Source organism: Sphingomonas sp. Sphisp66, from assembly GCF_047324325.1.
Lineage (GTDB): Bacteria > Pseudomonadota > Alphaproteobacteria > Sphingomonadales > Sphingomonadaceae > Sphingomonas.
Genome location: NZ_CP168508.1, coordinates 2,907,847 through 2,927,394, shown reverse-complemented (window position 1 = coordinate 2,927,394; position 19,548 = coordinate 2,907,847). Strand labels below are relative to the sequence as shown.

The window sequence follows — 19,548 nt, the reverse complement described above, 5'->3', positions numbered from 1 at the left end:
AGAGAAAATGGGGATAGTCCAGAGTGGTTCAGTCTCTTTGCGAAGAAGCATGGCTTGCCAAGTGCACGGTACCTGCGCGATCACCGCACCGTTACGCAAGGGGGAGAGAGTCGCTTGATCCGCTCGTTAATCATCTTTGGTGCGCTGGCAGGGCTCGCAGCCTGCGATTCGAGCAGCACCAGGGCGCAATCCGCATCGTCCGACCCCGCTCCGGCCGCCAGTGGCCCGGGCAAGGGCAAGGGGTATAATCACGATCCCTTCCCCTCGACCTATCACGCCTATCCGGGCGCGCCGACGCTGCTGACCAACGTCACGGTGCTCGATGGCGAGGGCGGGCGGATCGACAATGGCCAGGTGCTGTTCCGCAACGGCAAGATCGTCGCGGTCGGCCAGAACCTCGCCGCCGACGGTGCCACGGTGATCGACGGGCGCGGCAAGTACGTCACCCCCGGCGTGATCGACATCCACAGCCATATGGGCGACTATCCGGTACCCGGCGTGCAGGCCAATTCGGACGGCAACGAGATGACCGGCCCGGTCACCGCCGAGGCCTGGGCCGAGCACAGCGTCTGGCCGCAGGATCCCGCCTTCGGCCGCGCGCTCGCCAATGGCGGCGTCACCACGCTGCAGATCCTCCCCGGCTCGGCGAACCTGATGGGCGGCCGCTCGGTCGTCGTGAAGAACGTCTATGCGCGCACCATGCAGGGGATGAAGTTCCCCGGCGCGCCCTATGGCCTCAAGATGGCCTGCGGCGAGAACCCCAAGCGCGTCTATGGCTCGAAGGGCCGCATGCCCTCGACCCGGATGGGCAACATCGCGGTGGACCGCCAGACCTGGGCCCGCGCAGTCGAGTACAAGCGTCGCTGGGACAAATATGAGGAGAAGGGCGGGGAGGCGCCTTCGCGGGATCTGGCGATGGATACGCTTCGCGGTGTGCTGGAGGGCGAAATCCTCATCCAGAACCACTGCTACCGCGCCGACGAGATGGCCGTCGTCCTCGATATGGCCAAGGAGTTCGGCTACCACGTCTCGGCGTTCCACCACGCAGTGGAAGCCTACAAGATCGCCGACCTGCTCAAGGCCAACAACACCTGCGCCGCGGTCTGGGCCGACTGGTACGGCTTCAAGATGGAAGCCTATGACGCGGTGCCCGAGAACCTTGCCATCCTCGACAAGGAAGGCGCCTGCGCGATGATCCATTCGGACGACGGCAACGGCACCCAGCGCCTCAACCAGGAAGTCGCCAAGGCCCGCGCATCGGGCATCAAGGCGGGGATGAACATCAGCGAGGAACATGCCTGGACCTGGCTGGCGATCAACCCGGCCAAGGCACTGGGCATCGCCGACAAGACCGGCAGCCTCAAGCCCGGCAAGATGGCCGACGTCATCCTGTGGAACGGCAATCCGTTCAGCGTCTACACCCGCCCCGAGATGGTCTGGGTCGATGGCGCGCTGATGTACGATTCCAAGGATCCGAAGCGTCGCCCGGTTTCCGATTTCGAGCTCGGCCAGCCGGGCGAGGGGGATGTGAAGTGATGACGAAGAAGCTCCGCCATAGCCTCGTCGCAGATTCGGCGATCAGCCTTTCCCCGGCGAAGGCCGGGGTCCAGACTAAGCGTGCGCGCGAAGACGCGCCAAGGCTCGTGACTTTCAAGGACTGGGCCCCGGCCTTCTCCGGGGAAAAGGGAGTGCGCACTATCGCTGCTGCTCTCCTCGCGACTGTCGCGTTCGCCACCCCCGCCGCGGCCCAGACCGTGGCGATCACCAACGCCAAGCTCGTCATCGGCGACGGCGGCCAGCCGGTCGACGGCGGCACCGTCGTGATCCGCGACGGCAAGGTCGTCGCCGCCGGCCCCGGCGTCGCAGTGCCCGCCGGTATCCGCGTGATCGACGCGGGCGGCAAATGGGTCTCGCCCGGCATCTTCGCCGGCTTCACCCGTCTCGGCATCGTCGAGGTCGACGGCGTCGACGAGACCAACGACAGCGGTGCGAGCGGTACGCCCTTCCACGCGGCGATCGACGTGACCCCGGCGGTCAATCCCAAGTCGACCCCGATCGCGATCAACCGGGCCGAGGGCATCACCCGCGCCGTGGTCGCACCCGACAATCGCGGCTCGATCTTCGCCGGCCAGGGCGCGATCATCGACCTGGGATCGGACATGGACGCGGTCAGCAAGCCGCGCGCCTTCCAGTTCATGGAATGGGGCGAGGCCGGCGCGCGCGCCGCGGGCGGCAGCCGCCCGGCCGCCTATGCCGCGCTGAAGAACGTGCTGTTCGAGGTCCGCGACTATGTCCGCGCGCCCGGCAGCTATACCGATCGCGGCAAGGACGCCTTCCTCACCCGCGCCGATGCCGAGGCGCTGGTGCCGGTGGTGCAGGGCCGTATGCCGCTGCTCGTCCATGTCGAGCGTGCGTCGGACATCCTCGTCCTGCTGCAGCTCAAGAAGGAAATGCCGGCGCTCAAGCTGGTGTTCGTCGGTGCGACCGAGGGCTGGACCGTCGCGTCGCAGATCGCCGCCGCCGGCGTGCCGGTGATCGCCACCGCGCTCAACGACCTGCCCGAGAGCTTCGAGCAGCTTGCCGCCAGCCAGTCGAACATCGGCCGGATGACTGCGGCGGGCGTGCTGGTCGGTATCGGCACGATCAACCAGGACGAGGCCCGCCAGGCGCGCTGGGAGAAGCAATACGCCGGCAACCTGGTCGCGCTGACCAAGGTGCCCGGCGCGACCGGGCTCGACTGGGGCGCGGCCTTCGCAGCGATCACTTCGAAGCCGGCCGAGGCGCTGGGTCTTGGCGGCGAGTTCGGCTCGCTCAAGCCCGGCCGCCGCGGCGACGTGGTGATCTGGGACGGCGATCCGCTCGAGATCGGCACCTCGGCGGTCAACGTCTTCATCGACGGGGTCGAGCAGCCGCTCGAGAACCGCTGGACGCGCCTGCGCCAGCGCTATCTCGACCCGAAGGAAGGCGCGCTGCCCAAGGCCTATCAGCGCTGAGGGGAACAATGGTTACGGTCCCGCATTGATTGCGGGACCGTCTTTCTGGGGAGTATCAAGATGCGGATTGTCGTTCCGATGCTTGCCGCGCTTGCGCTCGCCGGTTGCGGGGGCGCCAGCAACACCAACCTGACCGCCAATGACGCCGTGACCGCCGAGCCGCTCAACGCCGCCGACGAGCCCGCCGCCGGCAACACGGCCGAGGTGAACTACAGCGCCGCCGTGCTTGCCCAGAACGATGCCCAGCGCGGCGCGACCTTCATCCGCGCGCTCCAGGACGCGCCCTTGCCCTGCGACCATGTCGACAGCTCGACCCGCATCGCCGACCAGGATGGCGTGCCGACCTGGCGCGTCACCTGCAAGGGCGGAACGAACTACATGATCGGCATTCCGAAGAACGGCGTGGCGAGGATCATCAGCCGCACGGATCGGTAGGCTCGGGCGGGTGACGACCGGTCAGTCCGCTTTCGCCGCGGGTGCCGCCGCCGATCGCACCACCTTCATAGGTGGACCGCCATCGATGAAGGTGAAGCTCGAAAAGTCGGGCGCGAACTCGACCGTGATGCCCAGCGATTCGGATCGAAAGCGCGTGGGCGAGAGGGCGATCAGGTGTTCGGCAGCCGAGGTGGGCGCGTCGACGAACCGCGCGAACAATCCCTCCGGCCGCACTTCCAGGTCGATGTCGAGCCCGGCCCCCTTGAAGCGCCCGGCGGCCTTGGACAGCTGGGCGAGGGACAAGGCCTTTTCCTCGGTCGCGGCTGTGGCGATGTCCGGCCAGCCATAGTCGGCTGCGACGGCACGGACGACTTCGTTGATCAGCCGTCGGCCATCGCCACCATTGGTCAGGATGACGATGCCCTCGCCCTTGTCGACATAGGCGGCCATGAAGGATTCGAAGCCCGGGTTGACGCCGTCATGGCCAAAGCGCGGGACGCCGTCCCGGTAGAGGGCGAGCCCGAGTCCCCAATTGTCCTTGACCGGCGTCATCATCGCGCGGGTCATCTCTGGCGACAGGCGGTGCCCCTTCTCGCCTGCGCCGGAAGCGTGAAGGTCGATCAGCAGGCGCGCGAGATCGCCGGCGCTGGCCCATAGCCCTCCTGCCGCAAGCTGGGGGACGACGACATAGTTGCCCGGCATCGGCTTCCCATCGGCGGAACCGGAGGCCATGTTCGCGCGGATCGCCGGGGATGGGGGCATCGCGAAGGCGCTGCGGGTCATGCCGAGCGGGCCCAGCACCTCGCGCTGCGCAAGGTCGGGGAAGGACAGGCCGCTCACATCGGAAAGCGCGAGTTGCGTGACCATGTAGCCGCCGCCGGAATATTGGAACCGGGCGCCGGCCGGCAATATGCTGCGCACCGGCTGGCTATTTGCGGGCGGCAGGCCGTCGAGGATCTGGACGGTCGTGGGCAGCGGCGCACCGGGCTGGAACCCCTGGTCGAAGCCATGGACACCGAGCCCGGCCGTATGGCTCAGCAACTGGCGAAGGGTGACGCCCTCCGGCGCCAGCTTCGCATCCCGGGGTAGCTGCCAGGAGTGCAACGCGTCGTTGATGTTCCGGTCCAGCCCGATCTTGCCCTGCTCGACCAGCCGCAGCGCGATCACCGCCGTCACCACCTTGCTGATCGAGGCGGCCTGGAAGGCCGTGTCGGGGGTGACGGGCGCGCAGCTGGTCAGGTCCCGCAAGCCCCATCCACGCGCCCAGTCGATCCGGCCTTGGTGGATGACCGCCACGCTGATGCCCGGCACGTCATAGGCGCGCATCCGCTCGGCAAGACTGAACGGCCGGGCGCCGGGTTTGAGGACCGCGGGATTGAGGTTAGCCTCGACATAGCGGGTATGCACGTTGCTCGGCCCGCCCGTGGCTGCAGGGGGTGCGGGGCAGGCGGGGGGAGCGGTCTGTGCCAGTGCGTGGTTGCCGGCGAGGGTGCCCAGCAACAGGGCGCAAAAGGTCATTCGTGCCTGGGGCATCGTTGTCTCTCCTTGCATTGGGGATATGCGACGAAGGGGCGCCGCCGGGGCGTCCTATGCGCCCTGGCGTTCGGGCGGCGGCAGGTTCAGCTCGGCATGCCAGCGGGAAAGGCCGGCGAGCACCGCCAGCTCGATCGCCAGCACCGCGCCCTGGGTGACGGTCTGGCCGGCATCGAGGAACACGCTGCCCATGAACAGGATCAGCGTCGCGACCGCCGCGAGGATGGCCATGCCTGTGGAAGTGACGCGCGACCAGTCGCGCTCGAGCATCAGCCAGGCGATGCGCAGCTGGCCGGCGCCGGACAGCAGCAGCAGGATGGTCAGCGACGGTATCGCCGCGCGATAGGCGCCGCCGAACAGCATCGCCTGCCCGGGCGCCAGGGTGCCCCGCAGGCCATCATGCCCGGCGAACAGATAGGGCAGGCTGAAGACCGCACAGCCGATCTGGACTGCCGCCATGGGTAGCATGATGCCGAGCGCCAGCGTGTAGTTGGTCAGGACGAACCGTCCCTCTTCGCGCAGGGGCAGCTCGCGCAGCGCGCCCCACAGGCATCCGATTGCAAAGGGCAGCGGGCGCCCGTCCTCGATCGCGGCGTCGAACTCGCCCTGCATGGCCTGCGCCCATTCGCGCCGGCCTTCGCCCAGGCAGTGGCAGGCGAGCGCCATCAGGGCGCGGGAGAGCGCGAGCATCATGGCCGGACGGCCTTTGCTGCCAGCGCGCTGTCCTGCAGCGCGATGTCACGGGCCAGGGCATAGCCGTTGGCGGTCAACCGATAGGCGTGGCGTGGCGGGCGGCCGGCCTGGGCAGGCTCGCGCCATTCCGCCTCGACCAGTCCCTGTTCGGTCATCCGCATCAGCAGCGGATAGAGCGTGCCCGAGAGCAGTCCCGTCGCCTTCATCAGATCATAGCCGTGCCGCCACTGCCGATCGGACAGGACGCCGAGGAGGGAGATCATCTGTTTCGAGGGGCGCCGCTTCCGGATCATGACGCGTTTTCAACATATGTAGATTTAAGAGTCAATCGCCTCGCGAACCCGTGCGGCGCGCATCGGATCGCATTGATCCCAAACGAAAAGGAGGCTCCCTTGCGGGAGCCTCCCTCTCTGTTTCACCGATCCTGGAAGATCAGAGTCCGACGATACCGCCGTCGTTCTTGGTGATGATCACGATCGCCGAGCGCGGGCGGACCGTGGCACCGGCGGTGCCGGTCGCCTGGCTGTCCGGCCAGTGGCTGGTCGGGGCGTTCGGGTTGCCGGCGGGGAAGCTGGCAGCGCCTTCGCCCGGGTGCTGGATGCCGACGAACAGCGTGCGGCCGTCCGGCGTCGAGTCCACGCCGGTGATCTCGCACTCGACCGGGCCGACCAGGAAGCGCTTCAGGTTCGCGCCCGGCGCCGCGCCGATGCGGGTCGCCTGGGTCGCGGTCGCGCCGCCCGTGCCGGTGTTGGTGATCGTCCGCGCGCCGCCGTCGCCCACGCCGCCCGGCTGGCCGACCAGCATCATGCAGTTGGTGACGTCGGTATAGGCGCCGTCGTCGGTCTGGATCCACAGCAGCGGCTTGACCAGGCCCGAGGCGTTGCTCGAGCGGCCGAACCACAGGCCGTCGGGCGACGAGAAGTCGTTGTCCGCGGTCAGGCCCGACAGGTTGATGTTGGTAGCGTCGAGGTCCGCACCCGCGCCGAACGCGTAGATGTCCCAGGTGAAGGTGAGCGACTCGGTGCTGGTTTCCTTGATGCGGATGATATGGCCGTTCGGATTGCCATACTGCGCCGTGGCGGCAGCGCCGAACGGATCGTTATAGTGGCGCGGGTTGGCCGCATCGGTGCCGTTCAGCGGGCGCAGCGAGGCGTTGTTGTTGGTGAGGGTGAGGTAGACCTCGCCGGTCACCGGGTTCACCGCGGTCCACTCCGGACGGTCCATCGGGGTCGCGCCGACCACGTCCGCGGCGAGGCGGGCGTTGACGAGCACGTCCGCCTGGTCGGCGAACGGGTAGATCGCGCTGGCGGCGGTGATGCCGTTCTGGCCGAACACCAGCGGCAGCCAGGTGCCGGTGCCGTCGGCGTTGAACTTGGCGACATAGAGCGTGCCGGCGTCGAGATACTTGTCGCCGATCGCCAGGCGGTCGGCCGCGGTTGCATCCGCGGCGGCCCAGGCGGTGTTCGAGATGAACTTGTACATGTACTCGCGGCGCGAATCGTCGCCCATGTACCAGGCGGGCTTGGTGCCGGCGACGAACTTGCCCGGCCAGCAGCCCTCATGGCCGAGGCGGCCGAGCGCGGTGCGCTTGCGCGGGGTCGAAGTGGGGGCATAGGGGTCGATCTCGACCACCCAGCCGAACTGGTTCGGCTCGTTGCGCCAGTCGGAGAGCGCGTCCGCGCCGGTAGCGCGAGCGTCCCAGCGGCGGAACGTGGTGTTGGTGCCGCTGGCGGGAACCACGGTCGACCAGCCATAGCTGCCCGAGCTGCTCGTCACGCCGTAGCGGGCGAGCGAGGTCAGTTCCTTGGCGGTGCGGGCGGCGTTGTCGCCCGAGCGGCGGAAATAGCCGGCCCAATTCTCTTCGCAGGTCAGCAGCGTGCCCCAGGGGGTATAGCCATTGGCGCAGTTGTTGATCGTGCCGCGGCCGGCGACGCCGGTCGTCGAGTAGGGAGTCTTGAGCAGGTCCGAACCGCGGGCCGGGCCGTTGAACGCCATCGGGGTGTTCGGGGTGATGCGGCGGTTGAAGGTCGAGGTCGCGGAGAAGGTCCAGGCGCGGTTGGCGCCTTCCGAATATTCGACGACCGAGACGCCGTGGCACTCGATCTCCTTCAGCGCTTCCGCCTCGGGGCGGACGCCGCCGGGCTGGCTGGCGCCGGTGGCGTGGAGATACTGCTGGTTGATGTTCTCATGGTTCTGCACGATCAGGCCGCGGGTCGAGCTGGTCTCGTCGCGGGCGCCGGCGCTGCTCAGGCCGAACCAGTAGAGCGCATCGCCATGGTCGCCGATGCGGTTGGCGAAGCCGGTGTCGGTGCCGTCATTCTTGTAGGCCGCGGCGCCGCCGGTGATCGGGTCGCCGAGGCGGGCGCCGATCTGCACGGTGTAGCCGGTCGGCACGGTCACGACGTCGCTCTTGTTCTTGGCGACGGCAGTGAAGCCGATCGCGGCCGGGCTGACGGTGATCGTGGTCTGCGCGACCGAGGGCTTGCCCGCGGCATCGGCGGCGGCGAACTGGAACACCAGCGCGGTGGCGGTGCTCACGCTCGGGGCGAGGAAGCTGGCGGTGGTGCTGGAAGCGCTGTTCAGCGTCACGGCCGGGCCGCTGACCTGGCTCCAGGCGGTGGCCAGGCCGGTGCCGCCGGTGGCGGTGCCGGTGAGGGTGACGATACGGCCCGAATTGGTGGCCGCATTCGCGCCGGCGCTCACGGTCGGGCCGGCGCCGGTATCCTCGACCTTGCTGTCACAGGCCGCGAGAACCGAGCCGCCCATGGTCGCCGCGACGATCGCCGCGCCGCCGCGCTGCAGCGTCTGGCGACGCGAATAGCGCAGGTCGGCCAGCTCGTTCAGCGACGGGCCGGTGTTGTGGATGTTCTGGTCGACGTCGCCGTCGGTATAGCCGAAGCCCGTCTCGGTGAGATTGGTCATGGAAACCCCCAAGCAGCCGAGTCACTGGCGACCCGGTCGCCCGGTCCTTGGAAGCGGGACATGACGCGCACATGCGATTGTCGTTTCGTTAACGTGACTTTTGTGTTTCCGCCGCGTGACGCTTTGCGCGGAGCGGCCGCAGCGGCTAGGCAGGCGCGCGATGGACGCCGGCAAGCCCGATACCGACCCGCCCGAACCCCGGGCGGACAGCCTGTCGCACCGCCTGGCCGCGGCGCTTGCCGGGGCGCGTCTGCCCGGTGGAAGGCGGGGCACGGCAGTCGCGTTCGGCATGCTGCTCGCGGCCGGGCCGCTGCTCACCCTGGCCGGGGCGACCTTGCTTGCCCGACATGAAAAACGCGCGACACTGAGGTTGCAGGAACAGGTCGCGCCGCGCCTCCAGACCGAGAATGCCGCGCGCGAGGCGCGTGCCGCGCTCGCCAATGCCGCGGGCCGCGCCGCGCCGGGGGTGGTGCTGGAACTGCTCGCCGGCACGCTGCCCCCCGAGGCAAAGCTCACTCGGGTCGAGCGCACCGGCGATGGCGGGCTGGAGCTCGACGTGACCGGCGGCGACCCGGACGCCTTGCGCGCCGCGATCCGCCGCGCGCCCGAATTCGCCGGCATGCGCAACACCAGCCAGCGCCGCACCGACGCGGCGATGATCGTCTCGATGCGCGAGGACGCCCAGTGAAGCTGCCCCCAATGCTGATCGGCGGACTCGCCGGGCTCGCCGTGGCGCTGCTGCTGGCGCCCGCCACCGGCACTGCGCTGGGCGATCTCGCCGCGGCGCGCGCCGAGCATGCCAGGCTCGCCGCGCTTGCGGCCAGGCCCGCTTCCCCACCGCCCTTGCTCGCTCCCGGGCTTGGGCTGCATGTCGCGGATCCGGTGGCGGGCCGGGCGGCGATCATGCAGCGCGTCCACGGCCTTGCCCGGCAGGGCGGGGTGCTGGTCGAGGATATCGCGACCGCCCCGGCACCCGCCGGCGTGGTGGCGCTGCGCATCCGCGTCTCGGGCGCGGAGAAGGCGGTGGTCGCGCTCACCGACGCGCTGGAGCGCGGCAGGCCGCTGATGCGCATGCGCAGCTGGCGGATCGAGCCGATCCCCGAGGGCGGTGGCGTGCGGCTGATCGGCGAGGTGGTCGCGGCATGGCAGTGAAGCCCCGCCCCGAATGGATCGCGCTGGGCGTCGCGGGTGCCCTGGCCATCGGCATGCCGCTCACGCTGCTGCTGCCCGGCAAGGCGGGGAAGGGCGCCGCACCGCCGCCCGTGCCCGCTCCGATCGGCGCCGGCTCGATGCCCGCGCTCGCCCGCGCCTATGAGCGCCCGCTGTTCGGCGGCACCGAACCCGCCGAGGCGCCTGCCGACGCTCCGCAGCTGGTCGGCATCGTCGGCCGGCTGAACGTCGATGCGGTCGCGCTGGTCAAGGCGAGCGACGGCGCGACCCGCACGCTCCGGATAGGGGAAAGCGTCGACGGCTGGAGTCTCGCCAGCCTGGCGATCGATGCCGCCTTCTTCACCCGCAGCGCAGAACGGGTGCGCGTGCCCCTGCCGATCGGGCCGGATGGGGGCGAGACGAACACGGGCAACACTGCCCAGTAGAGCTCCGCACGCCTAGTTCCTGCGATCGACTTCCTCCGGCACACGGCCGGCCAAATTCTTCGCGACTTTGACGAAACGCCAAATCAAAGCGCCGAGCAGCCAGGCCAGTACAGCGCCCGCCAGCAATCGCCCTCCAAATTCGGGGAGTGCGTTACCGAGGAGAACATATGCAATGGCGCATGCCACCGCGAGCAGCTGAAGGGCGATATGGGTGGCGAGGGAGCGGATGAGGCGGAGTGCGATCATCGGATGAATATGCTTCCGTAGATGGCCAGCAGACCGCGCATTGCCCCTCCGCTCAATAGATCCCGTCGATCTCCACCGTAAGCCGCGGCGTCGGCGGGGCGAGGAGCAGGCTGCCGCGCTTGGTGTTGGCGATCTCGTCGGCGCGCAGGCGGTTGTAGCGGTCCTGCGACGCTGCCGCCGCGTCGGCGCCGTCGCGCAGGATCGTCGGCTTGAGGAAGATGAACAGCGTGCGCTTCTGGTGCTGCTCGCGCCGGCTCTTGAACAGCTCGCCGACGATCGGGATGTCGCCCAGGATCGGCACCTGCTGGCGCGTGTCGATATAGTCGTCCGCGGTCAGGCCGCCGAGCACGATCGTCTGGCCATTGTCGGCCAGTACCGTGGTGGTGATCGCGCGGCGATTGGTGACCAAGTCCGATGCCGCGGCGGTCTGCGCGGCGGCGATCGACGAGGCCTCCTGGTTGACCTGCAGCCGGATCGTGTCGCCCGCATTGATCCGCGGCAGCACGCGCAGGGTGATGCCCACGTCCTTGCGCTCGATCGTCGTATAGGGGTTCACCGTCGAGCTGTCGGTCAGGATCGATCCGGTCAGGAACGGCACGTTCTGGCCCGAGACGAACTCGCCCGCGACATTGTCGAGCACGGTGATCTGCGGAGTGGAGAGCAGGTTGGCCCGGGTCGAGCTGCCCAGCGCCTGCACCAGGATCGAGAAATCGTCGCCGATAGCCACATTGGCGCTGAGGCCGGTGCCGAGCACCTTGCCGGCCGGCACGCCCAGCGCGGTCAGGATCGTGCCGAGCGACGGCCCTCCGGTCGCGTCGAACGAGGTCGCGCCGCCCTTCACCTGGTCGAGCACCGCGCCGCTGGTGCCCAACTGCACGCCCAGCGCCTCGGCATCGTCGCCGGTGATCTCGGCGATCGCCGCCTCAATCAGCACCTGCGGGCGGCGCACGTCGAGATCGGTGATCAGCGGCTCGATCGCGGCGATGGCGGCGGGGGTGCCGCGCACCACCACCGCGTTCAGCTCCGGCGCTGGCTGCACGTTCAGATCGGGGGTCGAGAAGCCCCTGGGCGTCTGGGTCTGCACGCTCTGCATCGTCGCGCCGTTGGTGTTGGCGCTCTGCATCGCGCTGCCGATGCCGCCGCTGGTCGAGGCCGAGCTGTTGGGCAGGGCGGAGAGGTTCTGGTTGCCCTGGCTCAGCCGGGCGAAGGGGTTGGAGCTGCCCGAGCCCAGGCTCTTCGCCACGGGATTGTCGGCGCTCTCGCCCTGGCCGAGCACGCCGCGCAGCACGTCGGTCACCGTCTCGGCATCGGCATAGTTGAGGCGGAACATGCGGGTGATCGGCGTCGCGCCGCCCGGCTGGTCGAGCGAGACGAGCATCTTGCGCGCCTCGGCGACCGAGGCCGGGGTGCCGCGCACGATCACCGTGTTGCTGCGCGCATCGGCGGCGACGCGGGTGCCTTCGCCCAGCACGCCCTGCAGCGCCTGGGCGACGTCGGTGGCATTGCCGTTCTTCAGCGAGAAGGTGACGAAGGTCGCGCCGCTGCCGCCGTCGAGCTGGCGGGCGATCGCCTCCACCCGGCGGACATTGTCGGCATAATCGGTGATGACGACGGCGTTGGGCGTGCTCAGCGGCTCGACGCTGCCGAAGGTTGCGACCAGCGGGCGCACCACCCGTGCGACATCGGCGGCCGGCACGTTCTGGAGGCGGACCATCCGCGTCACCAGCTCCTGGCCCGATGCGCCGCGGCTCGGGATGCCGCCGTCGCGCACTGCATTGGCCGCCGGCACGATCCGCCAGGCCCGGCCCGAGCGCACCGCCGCGAAGCCGTTGGCGCGCAGCACCGACTGGAACAGCTCCCACACGCCCTGCGGCGACAGCGGTGTCGAGGAGGTGACGGTCACCACGCCCTTCACCGCCGGATCGAGGATCAGCGTGCGCCCGGTGATGCGCGAGATCTGGTCGGACACGTCGGAAATCTCGACGCCGCGCATGTTCACCACCACGTCGCCGGTGCCGGCATCCTGCGGGGCAGGGGCGGTCTGGGCGATGGCAACCGTGTCCAGGGCAATCCCGGCGAGCGCGAGGGCGGCGATGGCGGAGCGAATCTTCACGGGAGCACTTTCTAACGGAGCGGCACGGTAAGCGTGATACGCTTCCCGTCGCGCAGGATCTGGATCTGGGCATTGCCGTTCGCCTGGGCGGCCGCGAAGGCGCCCTGGGCAGCGGCGGGGTCGGACAGCGAGGTGCCGTTGACCGACTGGATCACGTCGCCCGCCACCATGCCGGGCGGGCCGTTGTCGCCGATCCGATAGCCGCCCTGGACGGGGCTGGCATCGAAGCGCTGGAGGATGCCGGCCACGGTCGCGGCGGGCGGCGCCGGAGCGGGAGCGGGCGGGGCGCCCGGCGTGCGCGCGGGCGGCGTGCCGGGGCCGGTCGTCACCGGATTGGCCGGCGCTACCACCGGCTGCCCCGCGGCGGCGGCCTGGCGCTGCTCGGGCGTCAGCGTCGGATCGGGGAAGGCGAGGAACTCGTTGCGGCCCCCGTTCGCCAGGATCACCCGGTCGCGCAGGATCGCCTGGATCGTCGCGCCGTTGATATTGTCGCCGACCTTGTAGGCCTTGGCCGGCTGGCCGCTGATCGAGATGAACGCGCTGGAGAGGTCGCCCGGGCCGGCGGCGATCACGCCCTTCAGCTCCAGGGGAAGCGCGGTCGCCTGGCCCGCTTCGGAGACCGAGGGCTTGCCGAACGGGGCCAGCGCCACCGCCGCACCGATATCGGGCGTCACGGCCGGGCCGCTGGCGCCCGAGGGGACGGTGATCGCGCCGGTGCCGGCATGGCCGGCGATCCGCCAGGTGAGTCCGGCGAGCGCCACCGCCACCGACACGACGACCGCGCCGGTGAACAGGTTGAGCCCGATGCGCGCCTGGCGCGGCGTGAGGGTGAGCGCGGTCATTACAGCTTCCGTCCGTCCACGAAGCCGTCGAGCGATGCAAGCGCGCTCTTCTCTTGCCCGGCGAACACCTGGATGCGGACACGCTCGATCTCGGGATCGTCGGTCCGCCGTTTCTCGACCGCGACGCGCCATTGCTGGCCCATCATCTCGACCTGGTCGCGGCCCGGCGCATTGGCCTGCAGCTCGGCCATCCGGTTCTCGGCGACCCACATGGCGGTGGTCCGGCGTTCCATGGCGCGGGTCGAATCGATATGCGATTCGACCGTGCGCATCAGCCCGACGGTGGCGATGGCGAGCACGGCGAGCGCGACGAGCGCTTCGATCAGGGAGAAGCCCGCTTCCTCTTCAGTGCTCCTGCGAAAGCAGGAGCCCAGGGTTACGGGCGGCGCGCTTGTGGCTCTGGGCTCCTGCTTTCGCAGGAGCACGGAAGGGCTGATACGAATCACAGCTTGAGCGCCCCAACCGGGAACGCCCGCACCGTCATCCCGTCATAGACGACCGTCCAGCGCCTGGGCCCGCTCTCGATCACCGCCTGCATCGGCCGGCCCGCGCCGTCCACGCCCAGCACCACCGGTGGCTTGACGCTCAGCGTCATCACCATGCCGCCGGGCAGCTTGTGGAAGCCGAACGCGTCGTCGGTGCGGGGCAGGGCCTTGCCGTCGGCGGCGATCGTCGCGAAGCCATAGCCGTTCTTCTGCACGGTGAAGGCGATCGTCCGGTCGCCGAGCATCGCGTCGTCGGCGGCGGCCTGGAGCCGGGTCGCGAGGCGCCGCGCCTCGGTCTCCACGCTCGGCGCACGCGTCACCGATCCCATGCCGAGCGCCACCGCGCCCGCCATCACGCCGATGATGACCAGCACGATCATCATCTCGATCAGCGTCATGCCCGCTTCGGAATCAGAAATCCTCCCCCGCCAGGGGGAGGTGGCGCGCGTAGCGCGACGGAGGGGGAGGAAGCACGACGATAGTTGGAAGCCGACCGCCCCCTCCGTCAGCCGTGGGCTGACACCTCCCCCTGGCGGGGGAGGATTGATGGCGATGTCGGCCCCCCGCATGGGGATCAGCCCTTGCCTTCGATATCGGCGTCCACGCCTTCGCCGCCGACCTTGCCGTCCTTGCCGAGCGAGCGAATCGTGAAGCTGCCGCCTTCGGAAGTATATTCGTAGGGCTTGCCCCAGCCGTCCAGCGCCGGCTTCGAGATATAGCCGCCCTGCGGGAAGGTGGACGGCAGCGGCGGAACGCTCGTCTTCTCCGAAAGCGCCTTCAGGCCCTGCGCGGTGGTGGGATAGTCCCCATTGTCGAGCCGGTACATCTTCAGTGCGCTGCCGATGGTCGCCAGGTCCGCCTTGGTGGTGGTTGCCTTCGCCTGGTCGGGGCGGCTGAGGATTCCACTCGCCACCACCATTCCGGCGACAACGGCGATGATCACCAGCACGATCATCATTTCGATGAGCGTCAAGCCGGCCTCGCCCTCGGGAACGGCGTGCTTGCGGTCCTGCACCTTAGGTGCAATGTCAGTACGCACCCGCGGTGCGATGTCATGGAACTGTTTCAAAACTATGCGCATCCCCGCCCCATGCGTCCTGCCCATGAAGCAAATGTGACAATGAGCCCAAACGCCCCGGGTGCGCCCGACCCAAATTTACCGCCCGCCGCGGGCGTATGGACGCTGGCGGGTGACCGCCTGATCATAACCGTGCGCGAGTGGCCCGCAACCATTCTCGTCCCCACCGGACAGGTGCGGCTGCTGGCGGTCGACCTGCCGCTGCCCAGCCACGCGAAACGCGTTGCGGCGCTGCCCTTCGCGATCGAGGACCGAATCGCCGAGCCGGTCGATTCGGTGCATCTCGCGCTCGGCGAGCAGGTCGCACCCAACCGCTATCTAGTCGGAATCGTCCGGCACGAGGTGATGGCCCGCTGGGTCGCCCAGGCCGAGGAGGCCGGGATCGGCCATGCCGCGATGGTCCCCGACGTGCTGACCATGCCGCGCCCGGCCCAGGGCTGGGCGGTGTCGCAGTCCGGCGGCCGTGCTGCGGTCCGCGATGCAGAAGGGACCGGCTTCGAAGTCCCCGCCGCGCTGCTGCGCCCTGCCTGGGAAGCCGCCGGGCGGCCGGCGATCACCAGCTATGGCGAGCGCCTGCCCGACGACATGCAGAAGGACGCGGCATCGCTCGATCCCGCTGCCTTCGGCCCCGCCGCCGGCGCCGCAGTCGCCACCCTGAACCTCCGCCAGGGCGCCTATGCCGTCCGCAAGACCGGCGGTTCCAACCTGTGGCGGAAGTTCGCCTGGATCGCCGCGATCGGTGCTGCCGCGCATGTCGTGATCGCGCTCGGCGATGTGATAATGCTGCGCAATATCGCCGATCGGCGCGAGGCGGAGACCCGGGCTACAGCGGCGCTCGCCGCCCCCGGCGTCACGCTGGGCGACGATCTCGCCAATTCGATCACCGGCATGCTGCCGAGCGGCGGCGGCGGCCGGGTGCCGCAGCCCTTCCTGCCGCTGGCCAACCGCGTCTCGGGCGCACTCGGGCCGCTCTCGGGCGCGATCACGGTCCGCGCGATGACCTTCGAAGGCAAGCTGCTCACCCTCGATCTCGACGCCTCGCCCGATGCCGGCCTGCCCGGCCAGATCGAGGCGGCCCTGAAGGGTGCCGGGGTAGGGGCGCAGGTCGTCCGCTCGCCCGAAGGCGCGATCCGTATTACGGCGAGCGCCGCATGAGACTGATTCTCGCCCGCATGCCGGCGCTCGACGCCGCGCTGATCCGCTTCGACGCCTGGTGGAGCGGCCGCAGTCGCCGCGAGCAGGTCATGCTCGGCGGCCTTGCCCTGTTCCTCGGGGCGCTGGTGCTGATCTTCGGGGTGGTGAAGCCGCTCCAGTCGGCCCGTGCCTCGGCGCTGCAGGACATCCGCACCTATGAGACCTACACCGCGCGCATCCGCGCCGCGGGCACGCTCTCGGCCGGCCAGCCCCAGCGCCGCCAGGGCTCGCCGGCGGACGTGATCAACGGCTCGACGGGCAGCTTCGGCCTCACCGCTACCGTCGCCTCGATCACCGGCGGCGCCCGCGCGACGATCGCGGACGGCAGCTATGACAGCCTGATGGCCTGGCTCGCCGATCTCTCGGCGACCTCCAGCCTGCGCATCCGGCGCGTGGACATCCAGCGCACCGCCACGCCCGGCCGGGTCAGCGCCACCGTGGACTTCGGCGCATGAACGAGATGCTGATCCTCACCGACGATACGCCGACCACGCTGCCCTACGGCTTCGCGCGCAGGAACGGCGTGCTGCTGCGCGTCACCGATGCCGGGCTTGAATGCGTCCACAAGGCCGGTGCCGCGCTCGACGGACTGCTCGAGGTCCAGCGCCTCGCCCCCGCCGCGCGCTTCGTCACGCTGCCCGACGACCAGTTCGACGCCGCGCTCAGCGCCGCCTATTCGGGTGCCGGCGCCGCCGCCGACATCGACCTGGGCGACATGGACCTCGCCGCGCTCGCCGACAGCGCCGCCAGCGTGGACGACCTGCTCGACACCCGCGACGACGCCCCCGTCATCCGCCTGATCAACGCGTTGCTGCTCGAAGCCGTGCGCGAAGGCGCGTCGGACGTGCATATCGAGACGCAGGAGAAGCGCCTCGTCGTCCGCTTCCGCATCGACGGTGTGCTGCGCGACATGATCGAGCCGCCCCGCGCGCTCGCGCCCTTGCTGGTCAGCCGCATCAAGGTGATGGCCAAGCTCGACATCGCCGAGCGCCGCATCCCGCAGGACGGCCGCGTCACGCTCCGCATCGGCGGCCATGACGTGGACGCCCGCGTCTCGACCATCCCGACCCAGCATGGCGAGCGCGTGGTGATGCGCCTGCTCGAAAAGGGTTCGCTGCGCCTAGACATGGAAGTGCTCGGCATGTCCGAGCGCGACCGCAATGTCTTCACCCGCTTGCTCGAGCGCCCGCACGGCATGCTGCTCGTCACCGGCCCCACCGGCTCGGGCAAGACGACCACGCTCTACGCCGCGCTCAACAAGCTCAACGATCGCAAGCGCAACATCATGACGGTCGAGGATCCGATCGAGTATGAAATGGCCGGCATCGGCCAGACCCAGGTCAATCCGCGCACCGACATGACGTTCGCGAGGGGGCTTCGCGCGATTCTTCGCCAGGATCCCGACGTGATCATGGTCGGCGAGATCCGCGACCAGGAGACCGCCCAGGTCGCCGTCCGCTCGTCGATGACCGGGCACTTCGTCCTCTCGACGCTCCACACCAACAGTGCGGTCGGCGCCGTGACGCGCCTGATCGACATGGGCGTCGAGCGCTACCTGCTCGCCCCGATGGTCGTCGGCCTTTGCGCCCAGCGCCTCGTCCGCAAGCTCTGCCAGAATTGCGCGGCGCAGGACGAGGCTACCGAAGCGGATTCGCTCCTGCTCGGCGGCGCGATCAAGCCGGGCAAAAAGGTCTGGCGCGCGGTCGGCTGTGCGGAGTGCCATGGCGAAGGCTATCGCGGCCGCGCCGGCCTCTACGAAGTCGTCGCGGTCGACGACAGGTTCCAGAAGCTGATCCATGACGGCGCGTCCGAGGCCGAGCTCGAGGCCCATGCCCGCAAGGAGAATCCCAGCCTGCTCGACGACGGCATCGCCAAGGTGAAGGCCGGGGTGACGACGGTGGAGGAAGTGGCGCGGGTGGTGAGGGACGAAGCATGAAATTCCTCCCCGGAACGGGGAGGGGGACCGCTCGCGCAGCGAGTGGTGGAGGGGGGCCGCGTGCCACCAGCCTTTTAATGCGTGGAGGGCGGGACCCCTCCACCAAGCCGCTTCGCGTCTTGGTCCCCCTCCCCGTTCCGGGGAGGATTTAGAGAATGCCCGCCTACGCCTACCGCGCTGCCGACAAGGCCGGCGCCGCGAAGAAGGGCATCATCGAGGCCTCCAGCCCCGCCGCCGCCCGCGCGCTGCTGCGCGAGCAGGCGCTGCTGCCGCTCTCGGTCGAAGTCGCCGCCGAGAAGGGCGCGCGGCTCGGCAGCATCCAGCTCCCCAAATTCCGCCGCGGCACCATCTCGTCCAAGGCGCTCGCCACCGTCACCCGCCAGATCGCCACGCTCGTCGGCTCGGACATCGCGATCGAGGAGGCACTCCGCCTCGTCGCCACCCAGTCCGAACAGGCGGCGACCAGCTCGCTGCTGCTCGACGTCCGCGCCGCGATCCTCGACGGCCGCAGCTTCGCCGCCGCGCTGGCCCAGCACCCCAAGGCCTTCCCCGAATTCTACCGCGCCTCGGTCGCCGCCGGCGAGGCCTCAGGCAAGCTGCCGAGCGTGCTCGAGCACCTCGCCGAGTTCGTCGAGAACCGCCAGGCGAACGGCCAGAAGCTCCAGCTCGCCCTGATGTACCCCGGGCTGCTCGCGCTGGTCTCCTTCGGCATGATGGCGCTGCTGCTCGTCTATATCGTGCCGGACATCGTGAAGGTGTTCGTCTCGCGCGGCGCCGACCTGCCGTTCCTCACCCGCGCGCTGATCGCGCTGAGCTGGTTCCTCCAGAATTTCGGACTCTACCTGCTGCTCGGCTTCGCGGTGGTCGCGCTCGTCTTCTTCCGTTGGGCCCGCGTGCCGGCCAACCGGTTGCGTATCGACCGCTTCTTCTCCGAGCATCGCCCGTTCCGCCGCTTCAGCCGCCAGCTCAGCGCTGCCCGCTTCGCCGGCAGCCTGGCCACGCTGGTCGGAAGCGCCGTGCCCTTGGTCGACGCGCTCCACGCCGCCGCCGCGGTCACGCCCAATCGCTGGGTCCGCGAAAAGGCGCTCGGCGTCGCGACGCGGGTTCGGGAGGGCATCAGCCTGCGCGCCGCGATGAGCGAGGCCGGTGTCTTCCCCTCGATGCTGGTCGCGATCGTCGCCTCGGGCGAGAGCTCGGGCCGCCTGGCGCCCGCGCTCGGCCGCGCCTCGGACGAGCTTCAGCGCGAGCTGGACGCGCTCGTCTCCACCCTGGTCGCGCTGGTCGAGCCGCTGGTCCTGCTGGTGATGGGCGGTCTGGTGCTGATGATGGTGCTGGCGATCCTGCTGCCGATCATCAATCTGAACAACCTGGTGGGGCTCTGAACTAGAGCATCATTCCGGCGGACCTTGCCTTTCCCCGGCGAAGGCCGGGGCCCAGCCCTATTCAAAAATCGCGCGGGGTCGCGCGCCTGCGCCGCGCACTG

Annotated in this window: 20 protein-coding genes; 10 read left to right on the top strand and 10 right to left on the bottom strand. The window is 69.5% G+C overall.

The features are described 5' to 3' along the window. Positions 1–114 precede the first annotated feature (114 nt). From ACEN8G_RS13535 to ACEN8G_RS13525, 3 genes are read left to right on the top strand one after another with little or no spacing between them, the layout of a single operon-like run. Positions 115–1,536 (top strand): amidohydrolase, encoded by a 1,422-nt coding sequence (locus tag ACEN8G_RS13535; protein ID WP_413415074.1) that lies wholly within the window; start codon positions 115–117, stop codon positions 1,534–1,536. Further along, positions 1,536–2,993 (top strand): amidohydrolase family protein, encoded by a 1,458-nt coding sequence (locus tag ACEN8G_RS13530; protein WP_413415073.1) that lies wholly within the window; start codon positions 1,536–1,538, stop codon positions 2,991–2,993. The genes ACEN8G_RS13535 and ACEN8G_RS13530 overlap by 1 nt, the downstream gene beginning before the upstream one ends. 60 nt (positions 2,994–3,053) lie before the next feature. Then, positions 3,054–3,428, top strand: a complete 375-nt coding sequence (locus ACEN8G_RS13525; RefSeq protein WP_413415071.1) for a hypothetical protein — start codon at positions 3,054–3,056, stop codon at positions 3,426–3,428. A 21-nt stretch (positions 3,429–3,449) separates the two neighbouring features. Here ACEN8G_RS13525 and ACEN8G_RS13520 read toward each other — a convergent pair whose 3' ends face one another. The 4 genes from ACEN8G_RS13520 to ACEN8G_RS13505 form a co-directional block, all read right to left on the bottom strand. Then, complete coding sequence (locus ACEN8G_RS13520; protein WP_413415070.1) at positions 3,450–4,961, bottom strand: serine hydrolase domain-containing protein; 1,512 nt, start codon at positions 4,959–4,961, stop codon at positions 3,450–3,452. A 54-nt stretch (positions 4,962–5,015) separates the two neighbouring features. Continuing rightward, the gene (locus tag ACEN8G_RS13515; protein WP_413415069.1) at positions 5,016–5,654 is read right to left on the bottom strand and encodes a hypothetical protein; all 639 of its coding nucleotides are present in this window, start codon (positions 5,652–5,654) and stop codon (positions 5,016–5,018) included. Further along, entirely contained in the window at positions 5,651–5,947 is a 297-nt protein-coding gene (locus ACEN8G_RS13510; RefSeq protein WP_413415067.1) for a PadR family transcriptional regulator, read from the bottom strand. The genes ACEN8G_RS13515 and ACEN8G_RS13510 overlap by 4 nt, the downstream gene beginning before the upstream one ends. A gap of 139 nt (positions 5,948–6,086) precedes the next feature. Beyond that, a complete protein-coding gene (locus tag ACEN8G_RS13505; protein WP_413415066.1) occupies positions 6,087–8,576 on the bottom strand; it encodes a PhoX family protein in 2,490 nt (829 codons plus the stop codon). A 160-nt stretch (positions 8,577–8,736) separates the two neighbouring features. Between ACEN8G_RS13505 and ACEN8G_RS13500 the strand changes: the two genes are divergently transcribed. Genes ACEN8G_RS13500 through ACEN8G_RS13490 form a run of 3 tightly spaced genes read left to right on the top strand, consistent with a single transcriptional unit; the run spans position 8,737 to position 10,171 of the window. After that, on the top strand, positions 8,737–9,264 hold the full coding sequence (locus ACEN8G_RS13500; protein ID WP_413740589.1) for a hypothetical protein: 528 nt from the start codon (positions 8,737–8,739) through the stop codon (positions 9,262–9,264). Further along, entirely contained in the window at positions 9,261–9,728 is a 468-nt protein-coding gene (locus ACEN8G_RS13495) for a hypothetical protein (RefSeq protein WP_413415064.1), read from the top strand. The genes ACEN8G_RS13500 and ACEN8G_RS13495 overlap by 4 nt, the downstream gene beginning before the upstream one ends. After that, positions 9,719–10,171 (top strand): hypothetical protein, encoded by a 453-nt coding sequence (locus tag ACEN8G_RS13490; RefSeq protein WP_413415063.1) that lies wholly within the window; start codon positions 9,719–9,721, stop codon positions 10,169–10,171. Before ACEN8G_RS13495 ends, ACEN8G_RS13490 begins: the two co-directional genes overlap by 10 nt. 12 nt (positions 10,172–10,183) lie before the next feature. On the opposite strand, the gene ACEN8G_RS13485 is transcribed toward ACEN8G_RS13490, so the two are convergent. The 6 genes from ACEN8G_RS13485 to gspG all read right to left on the bottom strand — a co-directional run bounded on the left by ACEN8G_RS13485 (position 10,184) and on the right by gspG (position 14,938). Beyond that, positions 10,184–10,417, bottom strand: coding sequence for a hypothetical protein (locus tag ACEN8G_RS13485; RefSeq protein WP_413415061.1), 234 nt, complete (start codon positions 10,415–10,417; stop codon positions 10,184–10,186). A 52-nt stretch (positions 10,418–10,469) separates the two neighbouring features. Continuing rightward, a complete protein-coding gene (gene gspD, locus ACEN8G_RS13480; RefSeq protein ID WP_413415059.1) occupies positions 10,470–12,530 on the bottom strand; it encodes a type II secretion system secretin GspD in 2,061 nt (686 codons plus the stop codon). A gap of 11 nt (positions 12,531–12,541) precedes the next feature. Continuing rightward, positions 12,542–13,372: a type II secretion system protein N gene (locus tag ACEN8G_RS13475; RefSeq protein ID WP_413740588.1), complete on the bottom strand. Its 831-nt coding sequence runs from the start codon at positions 13,370–13,372 to the stop codon at positions 12,542–12,544. Beyond that, on the bottom strand, positions 13,372–13,797 hold the full coding sequence (gene gspI, locus ACEN8G_RS13470) for a type II secretion system minor pseudopilin GspI (RefSeq protein WP_413740587.1): 426 nt from the start codon (positions 13,795–13,797) through the stop codon (positions 13,372–13,374). The genes ACEN8G_RS13475 and gspI overlap by 1 nt, the downstream gene beginning before the upstream one ends. Positions 13,798–13,814: 17 nt before the next feature. Beyond that, on the bottom strand, positions 13,815–14,276 hold the full coding sequence (locus tag ACEN8G_RS13465; protein ID WP_413414122.1) for a prepilin-type N-terminal cleavage/methylation domain-containing protein: 462 nt from the start codon (positions 14,274–14,276) through the stop codon (positions 13,815–13,817). A gap of 155 nt (positions 14,277–14,431) precedes the next feature. Further along, positions 14,432–14,938: a type II secretion system major pseudopilin GspG gene (gene gspG / locus ACEN8G_RS13460; RefSeq protein ID WP_413740586.1), complete on the bottom strand. Its 507-nt coding sequence runs from the start codon at positions 14,936–14,938 to the stop codon at positions 14,432–14,434. 129 nt (positions 14,939–15,067) lie between these two features. Between gspG and gspL the strand changes: the two genes are divergently transcribed. The 4 genes from gspL to ACEN8G_RS13440 all read left to right on the top strand — a co-directional run bounded on the left by gspL (position 15,068) and on the right by ACEN8G_RS13440 (position 19,447). Next, entirely contained in the window at positions 15,068–16,090 is a 1,023-nt protein-coding gene (gspL, locus tag ACEN8G_RS13455; RefSeq protein WP_413414050.1) for a type II secretion system protein GspL, read from the top strand. Then, positions 16,087–16,584, top strand: coding sequence for a type II secretion system protein GspM (gene gspM, locus ACEN8G_RS13450; RefSeq protein ID WP_413414051.1), 498 nt, complete (start codon positions 16,087–16,089; stop codon positions 16,582–16,584). The genes gspL and gspM overlap by 4 nt, the downstream gene beginning before the upstream one ends. Continuing rightward, positions 16,581–18,065: a type II secretion system ATPase GspE gene (gene gspE / locus ACEN8G_RS13445; RefSeq protein WP_413414052.1), complete on the top strand. Its 1,485-nt coding sequence runs from the start codon at positions 16,581–16,583 to the stop codon at positions 18,063–18,065. The genes gspM and gspE overlap by 4 nt, the downstream gene beginning before the upstream one ends. Before the next feature lie 155 nt (positions 18,066–18,220). Then, positions 18,221–19,447: a type II secretion system F family protein gene (locus tag ACEN8G_RS13440; protein WP_413414053.1), complete on the top strand. Its 1,227-nt coding sequence runs from the start codon at positions 18,221–18,223 to the stop codon at positions 19,445–19,447. Positions 19,448–19,548 lie beyond the last annotated feature (101 nt).

Excerpts from the sequence above, each read along its gene's own strand:
- ACEN8G_RS13525 (WP_413415071.1), top strand. The coding sequence starts at position 3,054 with ATGCGGATTGTCGTTCCGATGCTTGCCGCGCTTGCGCTCGCCGGTTGC.
- ACEN8G_RS13515 (WP_413415069.1), bottom strand. The coding sequence starts at position 5,654 with ATGATGCTCGCGCTCTCCCGCGCCCTGATGGCGCTCGCCTGCCACTGC.
- ACEN8G_RS13520 (WP_413415070.1), bottom strand. The coding sequence starts at position 4,961 with ATGCCCCAGGCACGAATGACCTTTTGCGCCCTGTTGCTGGGCACCCTC.
- ACEN8G_RS13475 (WP_413740588.1), bottom strand. The coding sequence starts at position 13,372 with ATGACCGCGCTCACCCTCACGCCGCGCCAGGCGCGCATCGGGCTCAAC.
- ACEN8G_RS13510 (WP_413415067.1), bottom strand. The coding sequence starts at position 5,947 with ATGATCCGGAAGCGGCGCCCCTCGAAACAGATGATCTCCCTCCTCGGC.
- gspE (WP_413414052.1), top strand. The coding sequence starts at position 16,581 with ATGAACGAGATGCTGATCCTCACCGACGATACGCCGACCACGCTGCCC.
- gspM (WP_413414051.1), top strand. The coding sequence starts at position 16,087 with ATGAGACTGATTCTCGCCCGCATGCCGGCGCTCGACGCCGCGCTGATC.
- gspG (WP_413740586.1), bottom strand. The coding sequence starts at position 14,938 with ATGCGCATAGTTTTGAAACAGTTCCATGACATCGCACCGCGGGTGCGT.
- ACEN8G_RS13440 (WP_413414053.1), top strand. The coding sequence starts at position 18,221 with ATGCCCGCCTACGCCTACCGCGCTGCCGACAAGGCCGGCGCCGCGAAG.
- ACEN8G_RS13490 (WP_413415063.1), top strand. The coding sequence starts at position 9,719 with ATGGCAGTGAAGCCCCGCCCCGAATGGATCGCGCTGGGCGTCGCGGGT.
- ACEN8G_RS13505 (WP_413415066.1), bottom strand. The coding sequence starts at position 8,576 with ATGACCAATCTCACCGAGACGGGCTTCGGCTATACCGACGGCGACGTC.
- ACEN8G_RS13500 (WP_413740589.1), top strand. The coding sequence starts at position 8,737 with ATGGACGCCGGCAAGCCCGATACCGACCCGCCCGAACCCCGGGCGGAC.
- ACEN8G_RS13530 (WP_413415073.1), top strand. The coding sequence starts at position 1,536 with ATGACGAAGAAGCTCCGCCATAGCCTCGTCGCAGATTCGGCGATCAGC.
- ACEN8G_RS13485 (WP_413415061.1), bottom strand. The coding sequence starts at position 10,417 with ATGATCGCACTCCGCCTCATCCGCTCCCTCGCCACCCATATCGCCCTT.